The 13153-nt window shown below is 73.1% G+C and carries 13 protein-coding genes and 1 tRNA gene; 5 read left to right on the plus strand and 9 right to left on the minus strand.

What is annotated here, in order from left to right; all coding sequences use genetic code 11:
- Positions 1-108 precede the first annotated feature (108 nt).
- From ABT299_RS37920 to ABT299_RS37935, 4 genes are all read right to left on the minus strand, one after another.
- Positions 109-182: transfer RNA gene (locus ABT299_RS37920), tRNA-Met, on the minus strand.
- Between the two features lie 49 nt (positions 183-231).
- Positions 232-1281, minus strand: a complete 1050-nt coding sequence (locus tag ABT299_RS37925; RefSeq protein ID WP_190852683.1) for a YlbL family protein — start codon at positions 1279-1281, stop codon at positions 232-234.
- 28 nt (positions 1282-1309) lie between these two features.
- The gene (locus tag ABT299_RS37930; protein ID WP_190852685.1) at positions 1310-1756 is read right to left on the minus strand and encodes a molybdenum cofactor biosynthesis protein MoaE; all 447 of its coding nucleotides are present in this window, start codon (positions 1754-1756) and stop codon (positions 1310-1312) included.
- Between the two features lie 32 nt (positions 1757-1788).
- A complete protein-coding gene (locus tag ABT299_RS37935; RefSeq protein ID WP_190852688.1) occupies positions 1789-2328 on the minus strand; it encodes a PPA1309 family protein in 540 nt (179 codons plus the stop codon).
- 109 nt (positions 2329-2437) lie between these two features.
- On the opposite strand from ABT299_RS37935, the gene ABT299_RS37940 reads away from it, so the two are divergent.
- Positions 2438-5362: a UPF0182 family membrane protein gene (locus tag ABT299_RS37940; protein WP_500253683.1), complete on the plus strand. Its 2925-nt coding sequence runs from the start codon at positions 2438-2440 to the stop codon at positions 5360-5362.
- Positions 5363-5453: 91 nt separating this feature from the next.
- Here ABT299_RS37940 and ABT299_RS37945 read toward each other — a convergent pair whose 3' ends face one another.
- Positions 5454-6536, minus strand: coding sequence for an NAD-dependent epimerase/dehydratase family protein (locus ABT299_RS37945; RefSeq protein WP_433140435.1), 1083 nt, complete (start codon positions 6534-6536; stop codon positions 5454-5456).
- An 89-nt stretch (positions 6537-6625) separates the two neighbouring features.
- Between ABT299_RS37945 and ABT299_RS37950 the strand changes: the two genes are divergently transcribed.
- The 3 genes from ABT299_RS37950 to ABT299_RS37960 are packed head-to-tail and all read left to right on the plus strand — an operon-like array spanning position 6626 to position 8819.
- Positions 6626-8074 carry a zinc-dependent metalloprotease gene (locus ABT299_RS37950; protein ID WP_190852694.1) on the plus strand — a complete coding sequence of 483 codons (1449 nt, stop codon included), beginning with the start codon at positions 6626-6628 and terminating at the stop codon, positions 8072-8074.
- A complete protein-coding gene (locus tag ABT299_RS37955) occupies positions 8071-8256 on the plus strand; it encodes a hypothetical protein (protein WP_190852697.1) in 186 nt (61 codons plus the stop codon). The genes ABT299_RS37950 and ABT299_RS37955 overlap by 4 nt, the downstream gene beginning before the upstream one ends.
- Positions 8253-8819 (plus strand): NUDIX hydrolase, encoded by a 567-nt coding sequence (locus ABT299_RS37960; protein ID WP_347256530.1) that lies wholly within the window; start codon positions 8253-8255, stop codon positions 8817-8819. The genes ABT299_RS37955 and ABT299_RS37960 overlap by 4 nt, the downstream gene beginning before the upstream one ends.
- A gap of 55 nt (positions 8820-8874) precedes the next feature.
- Here ABT299_RS37960 and ABT299_RS37965 read toward each other — a convergent pair whose 3' ends face one another.
- The 3 genes from ABT299_RS37965 to ABT299_RS37975 all read right to left on the minus strand — a co-directional run bounded on the left by ABT299_RS37965 (position 8875) and on the right by ABT299_RS37975 (position 11073).
- Entirely contained in the window at positions 8875-9570 is a 696-nt protein-coding gene (locus ABT299_RS37965; RefSeq protein WP_500253684.1) for a DUF2064 domain-containing protein, read from the minus strand.
- Positions 9567-10166 (minus strand): M48 metallopeptidase family protein, encoded by a 600-nt coding sequence (locus ABT299_RS37970; RefSeq protein ID WP_387026848.1) that lies wholly within the window; start codon positions 10164-10166, stop codon positions 9567-9569. Before ABT299_RS37970 ends, ABT299_RS37965 begins: the two co-directional genes overlap by 4 nt.
- A 106-nt stretch (positions 10167-10272) precedes the next feature.
- Complete coding sequence (locus tag ABT299_RS37975) at positions 10273-11073, minus strand: enoyl-CoA hydratase/isomerase family protein (protein WP_500253685.1); 801 nt, start codon at positions 11071-11073, stop codon at positions 10273-10275.
- Positions 11074-11284: 211 nt separating this feature from the next.
- Between ABT299_RS37975 and ABT299_RS37980 the strand changes: the two genes are divergently transcribed.
- Entirely contained in the window at positions 11285-12616 is a 1332-nt protein-coding gene (locus ABT299_RS37980) for an ABC1 kinase family protein (RefSeq protein ID WP_387026846.1), read from the plus strand.
- 197 nt (positions 12617-12813) lie between these two features.
- Here ABT299_RS37980 and ABT299_RS37985 read toward each other — a convergent pair whose 3' ends face one another.
- Entirely contained in the window at positions 12814-13008 is a 195-nt protein-coding gene (locus ABT299_RS37985) for a hypothetical protein (RefSeq protein WP_190852704.1), read from the minus strand.
- Positions 13009-13153 lie beyond the last annotated feature (145 nt).

Genomic DNA, 13153 nt, shown 5'->3' on the forward strand with positions numbered 1-13153 from the left:
GGGGGCGGAGCCCCCACACCGGGGGGCTCGGGGGGTCGCCCCCCCGGAAAACGGCGAAGGGTCCGTGGGGAAGCGCCAAAGGCGCGACCACACGGACCCCAGGACCCGTAGCGGGGGCAGGATTTGAACCTGCGACCTCTGGGTTATGAGCCCAGCGAGCTACCGAACTGCTCCACCCCGCGGTGATGTCTCAACTCTATGGCATGGCGGGGGTTCGACCAAATCGGTGGGTCATTTGGTGCAGGCGGGGACGGCGCCCTTGCCGGTGGTGATGGCGTTGATGGCCTGGACGGCGCTGTGGAGGGTGTCGGCGCGGACGAGGCGGAGGCCGGCGGGGCGGGCGCCGACGGCCTCGGAGCAGTTCTTGGCGGGGGTGAGGAAGACGGTGGCGCCGGCGCGGCGGGCGGCGATCATCTTCTGCTGGATGCCGCCGATGGGGCTGACCTGGCCGTCGGGGTCGATCTCGCCGGTGCCGGCGATGAACTTGCCGGCGCTGAGGGAGCCGGGGGTGAGCTTGTCGTAGATGGCGAGGGCGAACATGAGGCCGGCGCTGGGGCCGCCGATGTCGCCGACGCTGATGTCGATCTTGAAGGGGAACTTGTACTGGTCGCCGAGGACGACGCCGACGACGGCGCGCTTGCCGGTGGGGTCGGCGACGGTGGTGAAGGTCTGGGTGGTCTCCTTGCCGCCGCGCTGGACGGTGAGGGTGACCTTGTCGCCGATCTTGCGCTTGGCCATGGTGCCGGTGACCTGGGCGGTGCTGGTGACCTTGGCGCCGTCGAGGGCGGTGACCTGGTCGCCGGGCTGGAGCTTGCCGTCGGCGGGGCGGCCCTTCTGGACGCCTTGGACGATCACCTGGGTCTGCAGGGGGACGCCGAGCTCGTGCAGGGCGGCGGCCTTGGCGCTCTGCTGGGAGTCCTGCATCTGGCGGGTGTTCTCCTGGTCGACCTGCTTCTGGCTCTGGTCCTTGGGGAAGTAGAGCTCCTCGGGGACGATCGCGGTGTCGTGGTCGAGCCAGCCGCGCAGGGCGGTGAACAGGTCGATGCGCCCGCCGGGGCCGCCGCGGTAGGTGACGGTGGTGAAGTTGAGGTGCCCCTGGTCGGGGTAGGTCTGGCGGCCGTCGATGGTGATGACCTGCTGGCCCTTCTCGTTCGTGCCGAGGGTGTTGCTCGTCGGGCCGGGCATCAGCGCGATGTAGGGCACCGGCATCAGGGAGCCGACGAGGGCCAGCGCGAGGATGAGGACGCTCGCGACGGTGAGCGTGGCGGCACGACGAGACATGGTCGGAACTCTATGCGGCCCGGGGGGCTCAGCAGGCCCCGACCCACTCGTCTCCGCCGTCGGCGAAGGTCTGGTGCTTCCAGATGGGCACCTGGGCCTTGAGGTCGTCGATGAGCCGGCGGCAGGCGTCGAAGGCTTCGGCGCGGTGGGGGCAGGACGCGGCGACGACGACGGCGAGGTCGCCGATCTGGAGGTCGCCGACGCGGTGGACGGCGGCGAGGGCGCGGACGGGGAGGTCGGCGGCGACCTTCTCCATGACGGCGAGGAGCTCGCGCCGGACGGTGGGATGGGCGCTGTAGGACAGGGCGCTGACGTCGCGGGCGTGGTCGTGGTCGCGGACGGTCCCGACGAACAGCGCGACGCCGCCGGCGGCGGGGTCGCCGACGGCGGCGAACACCTCGTCGACGGAGAGCGGGGTGTCGCGGATCTCGGCGAGCCGGATGACGGTCCCGGCGGCGGCGCTGTCTTCGCTCACGTTCCGCAGGCTACCTCCCGGAGGGCGGCCCGCTAGGGGCGAGGGGCGGGCTCGTCGGGTTCGAAGGTGGCGGCGAGGGCCTCGGCGAGGGCGGGGACGAGGTCGGGTCCGGCGAGGACCTCGTCGTCGGTGTCGTGGCGGCGCAGCCGGAGGGCGGAGTGCCGGGTGCCGTCGCGGAGCACGCCGACGATCATGCGGACGTCCTCGCGGGCGGGGTGGCCGGCGGCGAACTCGGCGGCCTCGGCCTCGTCCTCGGGGATCTCGTCCTCGGCCTCGGGCGGGAGCACGACCCGTTCGATGACGAGGGCGCAGCCCTCGACGGCGTCGGGCCAGGCGATGGCGGCGAGGGCGTCCTCGACGCCGGCCTTCTCGGGGAGGGCGGGCTGTTCGAGGGCGGCGAGGGTGTCGGTGTCGGGGGGCAGGCCGAGCTGGTCGGCGAGTTCGGGCTCGGCGCGGCGCAGCTCGGTGCTGCGGACGAGGGCGTAGAGGCGGGGCGCGGAGTCCCAGCCCTCCTGTGCCGAGTGACGTTCGAGGTCCAGCACGACTTCTTCCAGAAGACTCACGGGGCCCATCTTTCCCCGTCCGGGGACCGGGAAATACGGGAACCCGGGTGGTAGTCGGTAAGTTGCTTACACAGCACCGGCGCGCGGCCGGTGGGCCGCATCTCGATCGGAGGGGCAATTGGCCTTCCGGACTCCCGGTTCGGGGCGCCGGTTCGGCACCGGGCGCACCCGGCCGATACTGCCGGTCCTGGTGGCGCTGGCGCTGCTGCTGGCGGTTTTCCTGGTCTTCACCGCGGTCTACACGAATCTGCTGTGGTACCGCTCGATCGGCTTCTCGAAGGTGTACACGACGCAGCTGCGCGCGGAGGCGGTGCTGTTCGCCGGTTCGGGCCTGCTGATGTCGCTGGTGGTGGGCGCGAACGTGGCGGTGGCGTACCGGCTGCGCCCGGCGTACCGGCCGCTGTCGGTGGAGCAGCAGGGGCTGGAGCGGTACCGGTCGGTGATCGATCCGCGCCGGCGGCTGATCTCGCTGGGGCTGCTGCTCCTGCTGGGCGTGCTGACGGGGTCGTCGGTGGCGGGCCGGTGGCAGGTGTGGCTGGCGTTCCTGAACCGCACGTCGTTCGGTGTGAAGGACCCGCAGTTCCATAAGGACGTGTCGTTCTACGTCTTCACCTATCCGTTCCTGCGGCTGGTGCTGGGCGTGGTGTTCGCGACGGTGATCCTGTCGTTCCTGGCCGCGGTGATGGTGCATTACCTGTACGGCGGTCTGCGGCTTCAGGGACCGGGCGACAAGGCGAGCCCGCCCGCGCGCGCGCATCTGTCGGTGCTGGTGGGCCTTTTCGTGCTGCTGAAGGCGCTGGCGTACTGGCTGGACCGGTACGGGCTCGTCCATTCGGAGCGGGGCGTGACGACCGGCGCGTCCTATACCGATGTGAACGCGCTGCTGCCCGCGAAGACGATCCTGGCGGTCATCGCGCTGCTGTGCGCGGTGATGTTCTTCAGCAACCTGCTGCGGCGCGGCATGATGCTGCCGGGCGTGGGGTTCACGCTGCTGGTGCTGTCGGCGATCCTGCTGGGCGGGCTGTACCCGCTGCTGATCCAGCAGTTCCAGGTGAAGCCGGACGAGCTGGCCAAGGAGCGCGGCTACATCCAGCGCAACATCGACTTCACGCGGCAGGCGTACGGGGTGGGCGGCGCGAAGGTCGTCCCGTACGGGTCGTCGCCGGTGACGGACCAGAAGCAGCTGCAGGACGAGGCGAACGGGCTGGGCGGCGTCCGCGTCCTGGACCCGAACGTGGTGGGCCCGACGTTCGAGCAGCTGCAGCGGATCCGCCCGTTCTACAAGTTCCCCGACACCCTGGACGTCGACCGCTACACGGTGGACGGCAAGACGACCGACACCGTGGTGGCGCTGCGGGAGCTGTCGGGCGCGCCGTCGGGGCAGCGCAGCTGGGTGAAGGACCGGATGGTCTACACGCACGGCTACGGGTTCGTGTCGGCGTACGGCGACCAGATGGCGCAGGGCGGGAACCCGGACTTCATCACCCGCGACATGCCGGCCTCGTCCGGCCAGCGAATCCAGGTGACGCGGCCGGAGATCTACTTCGGGGAGCGGTCGCCGCGCTACTCCGTGGCCGGCGGGAAGGGCCAGCAGGAGCTGAACTACCCGGACAACAGCCCGGACGACGGGCAGCAGAGCACCACCTACGACGGGAACGGCGGCGTCCCGATCGACTCGTTCTTCCACAAGCTGCTGTACTCGGCGAAGTTCCAGGACAAGAACCTGCTGCTGTCCGGAGCGATCAAGAAGGGCGCGCAGATCCTGTACGACCGGTCGCCGCGGGAGCGGGTGCACAAGGCGGCGCCGTGGCTGACGCTGGACGGCGACCCGTATCCGGCGGTGGTGCAGGGCCGGGTCGTGTGGATCGTGGACGGCTACACCACGTCCGGCGCGTACCCGTACTCGGAGCAGACGAGCCTGGGCGAGGCGACCCGCGACACGATCACCGACACCCGCTCGTCGGTGGCGCGGCAGGCGAACGACCACATCAACTACATGCGGAACTCGGTGAAGGCCACGGTGGACGCCTACAGCGGCGCGGTCCACCTGTACCAGTGGGACACCGAGGACCCGATCCTCAAGACGTGGATGAAGGTCTTCCCGGACACCGTCCAGAAGAAGTCGAGCATCCCGGACGACCTGCTGAAGCACTTCCGCTACCCGCAGGACCTGTTCAAGGTGCAGCGGCAGATCCTCACCAAGTACCACGTGACGGACCCGTCGGCGTTCTACAACGGCGAGGGCTTCTGGGAGGTGCCGCAGGACCCGACGACGCGGGGCAAGCTGCAGCCGCCGTACTACCAGAGCCTGAAGATGCCGGCGCCGTTCGACGGCTCCCCCGCGTTCTCCCTGACGACGGTGTTCAACCCGCGCGACAACCCGCAGCTCGCGTCGTTCATGGCGGTCGACTCCGATCCGTCGAGCCCGTACTACGGGCAGATCCGGATCCTGCAGATGCCGCGGGACGCGCAGCCGCCGGGGCCGGGGCAGGTGCAGAACTCGTTCGAGACGGATTCGCAGGTGAAGGGCGACCTGTTCGCGCTGCGGCAGGGCGGGACGAAGACCGTCGCGGGCAACCTGCTGACGATCCCGTTCGGCGCGAGCCTGCTGTACGTCGAGCCGATGTACACCAAGGCGTCCGGCGGGAAGGAGCAGCAGCCGTACCCGCTGCTCGGCAAGGTGCTGGTGCGGTACGGCACCCGGATCGCGGCGGCCGGCACGTTCGGGGACGCGTTGAAGCAGGTCCTCGGCGGGACCGGCGCCCCTGCGGTGACGCCGCCCGGGGACGGGCGGCTGACGCGGGACGAGCAGCAGGCGATCGGCGACCTGCAGAAGGCCGTGAGCGACTACGAGAAGGCCCAGCAGAAGGGCGACTACCCCGGCATGGGCGACGCCTGGAAGCGGATCAAGCGGGCGCAGGAGGCGCTGTCGGCGGCGCAGCAGGCGGGCGCGGGCCGGCCGAAGCCGACCCCGGACGCGACGACCCCCTCGCCGTCGGCGACCCCGTCGCCGCCCGGCTCGGCCGAGGCCTCGGCCGGCTGAGCCCGCCGCTCCGGCCCGGGGGACGCGGGCCGGGCGGCGGGCGGGCTGGCCGGTCGTCCTCGGCTAGCCGGGCGGGCGGGGCCGTCCTCGGCTAGCGGCGGCGCTTGCGGGCGCGGCGGATCGCGGCGGCGGCGCCGATCGCGGCGACCGTCGCGCCGGCCGCGGTCGCCATGGTGGCCTCCTTGCCGCCGACGCGGCGCCCGACGACGGCGTGCCGCCCGGCGGTCTCCTCCATCACCGCGCGCAGCGCGGCGGCGTTGTCGTGGCCCGGCTTCCACCCCGCGGCCCGCAGCCGGGCGCAGTCGACCACCCACGGGTAGGCGACGTAGTGCAGGTCCGTCGCCGGCGCCGGGGTCATGCCGAGGCGGTGCAGCCGCTGCGCCATCCCGAACGTCAGCGCGGCGGGCAGCTCGAAGGTGCGCTTGCCGGTGATCTCGGTGACCTCGTCGGGGCCGAGCCAGCCCTCGCAGCCGACCGCGACCGGGCCCTGGACGTCCTCGGCGACGATCACCTCCAGCGCGGACGCGAGGTCCTCGATGTGGCAGAACTGCCAGCCGGGCGTGCTGCCCTTCACCGTCAGCAGCCGGGGCGCCTCGAAGTGCCGGGTGACGACGGTGTCCACGCCGGGCCCCGCGAGGGCGGCGGGCCGCACGACGGTGATCTCCAGCCCGGGGTGGGTGAGCGGCGCGGTCGCGGCCAGCTCCTCGATCTCCAGGAAGTCCCCGGCGATGCTGACGTTCGCCTCGGCGAGCAGCGGGGCGTCCTCGGGCAGCGGCACCTCGTTGCCGGGCCCGGCGCCGTACACCATGGCGCTGGTGACGAGCACCACACGGCGGACCCGGGCCGCCGCGGCGGCCGTGACGACGGTCTGCGCGCCCCGCACGTTGTGGGTGCGGCGCTCCTTGGCGTCGACGTCCGGGGAGTGCTCGACGTCCAGGTTGACGATCACGTCCACGTCGGAGAGCCGGTTCGACAGCAGCGGGTCCCGGATGTCGACGACACGCCACGTGGCGCCGGTCACGTCGCCGCGGTGCCCGTCGATGGCGACGACCTTGCGGATGTCTTCCCGTTCGGCGAGCCGGGCGGCCAGCAGCCGCCCCGCCCCGGAGGCCGCACCGGTGACGGCGACGACCGGGGCCTTGCTACGCCGAGGGCGAACCTTGCCCGTTGCCACGGAGGTGCCCCCTTCCTTGAGTACGCGACCTTGCCGGGACCGGCTAACGTTGCGGATATGAGCCCATCATGCATCCCAGGGGCGAACCGATGAGTGACACTCCCTTCGGCTTCAACCGTCCCGGCGACGGAGACGACGATCGTCCCCAGGATCCATTCAAGGGCATGGGCGGCGACATGGCGCAGTTCGCCGACATGCTGCACCGGTTCGCGGACATGATCGGCGCGCAGGGGCAGGGCGGCGCGTCCGGCGGCCCGCTGAACTGGGACCTGGCCAAGAACATCGCCCGGCACCAGGTCGTCGAGCAGGGCGACCCGTCGATCGTGGACGCCGAGCGGCGCCAGGTCGAGGAGGCGCTGCGGCTGGCCGACCTGTGGCTGGACGAGGGCACCACGCTGCCCGCCGGCATCCGCTCGCCGAAGGCGTGGAGCCGGTCGGAGTGGATCGAGCAGACGCTGCCGGTGTGGGCGAAGGTCTGCGACCCGATCGCGTCCCGCATGGTCGAGTCGATGGGCGGCGCCCTCGGCGGCGCCGGCGAGATGCCCGCCGAGATGCAGGCGATGGCCGGCCCGCTGATCGGGATGGTCAAGCAGATGGCCGGCGCGATGGTCGGCGGCCAGGCCGGGCAGGCGCTCGGCGCGCTGGCCCGCGAGGTGACCGGTTCGGCGGACGTGGGGCTGCCGCTGGCGCCCGACGGCGTCGGCGCGCTGCTGCCCGCGGGGGTCGAGGCGTTCGGCTCGGGCCTGGAGGTCTCCGAGGACGAGGTCCGGCTGTACCTGGCGCTGCGGGAGGCCGCGCACCAGCGGCTGTTCGCGCACGTGCCGTGGCTGCGGGCGCACCTGCTCGGCGCCGTCGAGGAGTACGCGCGCGGCATCACCGTCGACCTGTCGGGCATCGAGCAGGCCGTCCAGGGGCTCGACCTGAGCAACCCGGAGGCGATCCAGGAGGCGCTGGGCGGCGAGCTCCAGCTGCAGCCCGAGGAGACGCCCCGGCAGAAGGCGGCGCTGGCCCGGCTGGAGACCACGCTCGCGCTGGTCGAGGGCTGGGTCGACACCGTGGTCAACGAGGTCGCGCAGGGCCGGCTGCCCGAGTCGGTGAAGCTGGCCGAGGCGGTGCGGCGGCGCCGCGCGACGGGCGGCCCGGCGGAGCGGACGTTCGCGACGCTGGTCGGCCTGGAGCTGCGGCCGCGGCGGCTGCGCGAGGCCGCGGCGCTGTGGCGCAAGCTGACGGAGGTGCGGGGCGCGCAGGGCCGGGACGCGGTCTGGGAGCACCCCGACCTGCTGCCGACGGCCGACGATCTCGACGATCCGGACGGCTTCGTGCACGGCCGGGAGATCGAGGGGCTGTCCGACCTCGACCTGACCAACCTGACGAACCTGACCACGGCGGCCGAGGAGGACGAGGCCGAGGGCCCCGCCGACGCCGGCGGGAAGCCCGGGGCCGAGTCCGGTGAGAAGCCGGACGAGAAGCCGGACGACGAGCCCGAGGACCCCGGCGAGGGGGACGCGGGGTCCGGCGGCCAGGGGCCGCGGTCGTGAGCGGGACGCGCGTCCCGCACGCGTCCCGGGTGAACGGCTGCCGCTACGAGCCGGGGTCGTCCACGAACGTGATCCGGCGGCGGGTCGCGCGGGAGAGCCTGTGCTGGCAGCGGCCCGTGGACCAGGAGCGGCGCCGCCGGCATCCGGCCAGCTCGCCCTATGCCCGCGCCAACCGCACGTGACCGCTCCGTCCGCTCCGTCCGCCGCGGCCCCGCTGTACGCCGACGCCTTCCAGGTCCTGTCGTCCTGGGAGGCGCCGGACGCGGACCAGGAGCGGCTGCGCCGGGAGTTCCTGCGGCACCTGGAGGAGCACCCGGCGGACGGGATGTGGCGGGAGTGCGCCGGCGCGCACATCACCGCCAGCACGGCGGTTCTCGACGCGTCCCGGTCCCGGATCCTGCTGACGCTGCATTCCAAGATCAAGGCATGGCTGCAGCTCGGCGGGCACTGCGAGCCCGGTGACGCGACGCTGGCCGGCGCCGCGCTGCGGGAGGCGACGGAGGAGTCCGGCATCCCGGACCTGCGGCCGCTGCCGGGGCCCGTCCAGCTGGACCGGCACCGGGTGCGCTGCCATCCCGAGGGCACGTGGCATCTCGACGTCCAGTACGTCGTGATCGCTCCGGAGGGCGCGCGGCACGTGGTGTCGGACGAGTCGGACGACCTGGCCTGGTTCCCCCTCGACGATCTCCCTGCCGACACCGACGACGCCCTGCGCCGCCTGGCCGCCCGCGCGGTGCGGCGTTAGCGCGGCGGCGCCGGCGGACGAGGTGCCGGTGGACGCGGTGTCAGGGGACGCGGCGCTAGCGGAGCGGCGAGCCTTCGAGGAGGGCCCGCGTGTTGTCCCAGCCTTCCAGGCCGGGGTCGAGAAAGCGCAGGTCGGCGGGGGTGCGGATGCGGTGCCAGCCGGGCCCCTGCGGGACGAGCCCGGGGCGCGGGGCGGCGGCGCGGAGCCGGGCCAGGCCGTCCGGGGCGTCGAGCACGGTCCCGGGTCCGCCGTGTGCGGTGCCCGGTTCGCCGTGTGCGGTGCCGGGTTCGTCGAGTGCGGCGGCGAGCCAGGCGGGCAGCGGCAGGCGGGCGGCGAGCGCGACGAGCCCGTTGCCGTCGGCGGCCTGGCAGGCGGCGGCGGGAGCGCTGCCGAGGGCGCGGAACAGCTTGCCGAGCAGCAGCGGCGGCAGGTCGGGGGCGTCCGGCACGATCAGCGCGGCCTCGTGCGCGCCGAGCGCGTGCAGGGCGGCGAAGGCGGCGGCGGGCGCGGGGTCGCGGACGATCGGCGTGCCCGGCCAGGTGATCGACTCCGCGTCAGCGGGGCCGTCCGGGTCGGCGACGAGCGCGGCCGTCACGAACTCCAGGCCGGCGGCGACCTCGTAGACGTCCTCGAGCATGGCCAGCCGGAACTCGGCGTCGTCCACCCCGGGGGGAGCGGCGGACGGGCCGGACGGGTCGTACGGCAGGACCGCGGCGCAGCGGTCCCCGATCGGGTTCCCGGGCAGGGTCACCCGGCGACCTCGTGGGGGAAGCCGTCGCCGTGCAGGCCGTCGCCGTGGTGCATGCCGTCGTCGTGCACGGGCTCCTCGTCGGGCGCGTCCGCCTCCAGCGGCAGGTGCGCGGCGGCGGCGACGCCCTCCAGGTACCCGCGGGCCCGGTCGGCCTTGGGGTAGTTGCCGACGAGCTGCCAGAAGTCGGCGCCGTGCCCCGGGATCAGCAGGTGCGCCAGCTCGTGGATCAGCACGTAGTCGACGACCCAGGACGGCATGCCGCGCAGCCGGGTGGACAGCCGGATCGTGCCGTCGTCGGGGGTGCAGGATCCCCAGCGGGTGCGCTGGTTGGCGACCCAGCGGACGCTGACCGGGTCGGCGCGGCCGTCCAGGTAGCGGCGGGACAGCTCGTGGGCGCGCGACTCGAGGTCGGCGTCGGAGGGGCGGCGGCGGCGCTCGCGCTCCTCCAGCCGTTCCAGGATGGTGGCGATCCACTGCTCCTCTTCGGCCTTGCTGAGCCTGGAGGGCACCATCACCACCACCTTGTCCCCGTCGCGGTAGGCGGACACGGTCCGGCGGCGCCTGGTGCTGCGGCGGACCTCAACGTTAGGGGGCACGGCGCAACCGTACCCAAAATTTTGCGTCCTCCACAGGGGGTGTTTGACGTCAGCCCAGGTCAGAGCCCATCTTTTGGTGGAGCCTCAACTGCTTTCCACAGCCCGTTCACGCGCCGGTGAAGCGCGAGGAACGCTTCTCCCGCTGGGCGGTCAGTCCCTCGATCATGTCCTCGGACGCCATCGTGACGGGCTGGGCGAGCGATTCCCAGCGCAGGGCGGCGTCCATGTCGGCGTGCCCGCCGTCCGCCAGGGCGACCTTGGTGAGCCGGGTCGCGACGGGCGCGTTCGCGGCGATCCGCTCGGCGATCTCCAGCGTCCTGTCCAGCACGTCCTCGCGGGGGAACGCCTGGTTGACCAGGCCGTGCCGGGCGGCCTCGGCGCCGGTGAGGACCCGTCCGGCCAGCAGCATCTCGCGGGCCAGCGGCAGCCCGGCGACCTCGGGGAACAGCCAGGTGGCGGCCATGCCGGGGTGCAGGCCGAGCGCGGTGAACGGGGCGAGCAGCTTGGCGTCCTCGGCGGCGTAGCGCAGGTCGCAGGCGAGGGCGAGGCACAGCCCGGCGCCGACGGCGTGCCCGTTGACGGCGGCGATCGTGGGGACCTCGAGGCTCCGGATCGTCAGCCACGTCCGGTAGAACGCGAGCATCCGGCTGCGCAGCGCGGGGACGGCGACGGCGTTGGTGTCGGCGAGCCAGGACAGGTCTCCGCCGGCGCTGAACGCGGAGCCGGCCCCGGTGAGCACCACGCAGCGCAGTCCGGAGTCGCCGCGCAGGTCCGCGACGGCCTGCCGGTAAGCGGCGGTCATCTCGTCGGACATCGCGTTGCGCCGGGCGGGGTCGTTCAGCGTCAGGACGGCGATCCCGTCGGGACGGCGCTCGACCCGCAGTACCTCGGGCTGTTCTCCGGACATGGCTCCGCACCGTACCGTGCGGCGCGTGCGCCGCGCTCGGGCGCCCCCTCCGCGGCGCCCGAACGGGCCGTCTCCGGCCGCGCGAGATGCGTGAGAAAGCGCACACTTACCATGAATGCCCAGGTCACAGCGTTCCGCGTTGCCGGGGTTCCAGGATTTGACCCCCGGTCGTTGTGGCGCGAACAACAGCCGATCACCGACAATGGTCGTCGTGAGCGATCTTCCCCGCCGCGCGGTGACGCGGTCAGCAAAGCTGGCGTCCCTCCCCCTCGGCTTCGCGGGGCGCACCGCCCTCGGCATCGGGAAGCGGACCATCGGCAGGCCCGCCGAGGCCGTCGCCATGGAGATCCAGACGCGCACCGCCGAGCAGCTGTTCAAGGTGCTCGGCGAGCTCAAGGGCGGCGCGATGAAGCTCGGCCAGATGCTGTCGATCTTCGAGGCGGCGCTGCCGCCGGAGATCGCCGGGCCGTACCGCGCCACCCTCACCCGGCTGCAGGAGGCCGCTCCCCCGCTGCCCGCCTCGACGGTCCACAAGGTGCTCGCCGAGGCGCTCGGCGAGGACTGGCGCGACAGCTTCACCTCGTTCGACGACCAGCCGGCCGCCGCCGCGTCCATCGGCCAGGTGCACCGCGCGGTGTGGTCCGACGGCCGCCCGGTCGCGGTGAAGGTGCAGTATCCCGGCGCCGGCAAGGCGCTGATCAGCGACTTCAACCAGCTCGCCCGGCTCGGCCGGCTCTTCGGCGTCCTCATGCCGGGCCTGGACGTCAAGTCGATGCTGGCCGAGCTGAAGGAGCGGGTCGTCGAGGAGCTCGACTACACGATCGAGGCCGAGTCCCAGACGATCATCCGGGACGCCTACCTCGACGATCCCGACTTCTCCATCCCCGAGGTCATCGCCCAGTCCGGCGACGTGCTGGTCACCGAGTGGATGGACGGCACCCCGCTCTCGAAGATCATCAGCGACGGCGACCAGGAGACCCGGAACCACGCGGCGCTGCTGTACTGCCGGTTCCTGCTGTCGGGGCCGAAGCGGTCCGGGATGCTGCACGGCGACCCGCACCCCGGCAACTTCCGGCTGCTGGACGACGGCCGGCTCGGCGTGCTCGACTTCGGCGCCGTCGACCGCATTCCCGGCGGCTTCCAGCGGCGGCTCGGGCTGCTGCTGCGGATCGGCACGATGGCCGACATCGACGAGATCGAGGACGCCCTGCGCGAGGAGGACTTCATCCGCGAGGGCGTGGAGGTCGACGCCGAGGAGCTGCAGGCGTTCCTCGCGCCGATCACCGAGCCGTTCGTCACCGAGACCTTCAAGTTCAACCGCGAGTGGCTGCGCGACATGGCCGCCCGCGTCACCGACCTGCGCCCGACCAACGTCGTCCGGCAGCTCAACCTGCCGCCCGAGTACGTGATCATCCACCGGGTGCTGTCGGCCGGTACCGGCGTGCTGTGCCAGCTGGAGTGCGAGATCCCGGCCCGTGCCGAGTCGCTGAAGTGGGTGCCCGGCTTCGCCGACGACGAGGACGGGGAGCTCGTCACCGGCTGAGGGGAAAGGGTGTGAAAGACGGCGGGCCCCGTCCGCGCTGATGAGGCGCGGGCGGGGCCCGTCGCGGTGCGTCCGGCGAGTGGGAGGCCGGAGCACCGGTGTCCGCCGGGAGGCGCGCCCTGGATTCAGGTGGCGCCCGCCGAAACCATCCAAAGAAGCGGCGGGCCGGCGCCCTGCGACCGGCGGACCGGAGGTGGTCATCGGTGGTTCTTCGACCCGTGCGCGTCGGCGTCGCGGGACGCGGTCGGCGCGAGCAGCACCCGCCGCACGCGCGACGCCCTCGTCTGCGCCTCCCGGCGCGCGCGCCGCAGGGCGCGCACGCGGGCGGCGAGCTCGTCGGGCACGGTCACGGGTATTCGCTCCCGTGACAGGTCCTGGCTGAGCAACGTCATCTCGTTCTCCCCGGCCGCCCGGAGGCGGGGGGGGCCGCGGGGGGGCCGGGCGCGGGGGGGGGGTGAGGGGGGCGCGCGGGGGTGGGGGGGGGGAGGGTGGTGGGGGGGCAGAGGGGGGCGGGCGGGGGGACCACCCCCCCGGCGG

It is taken from the genome of Spirillospora sp. NPDC000708, from assembly GCF_040299565.1.
Taxonomy (GTDB): domain Bacteria; phylum Actinomycetota; class Actinomycetes; order Streptosporangiales; family Streptosporangiaceae; genus Spirillospora.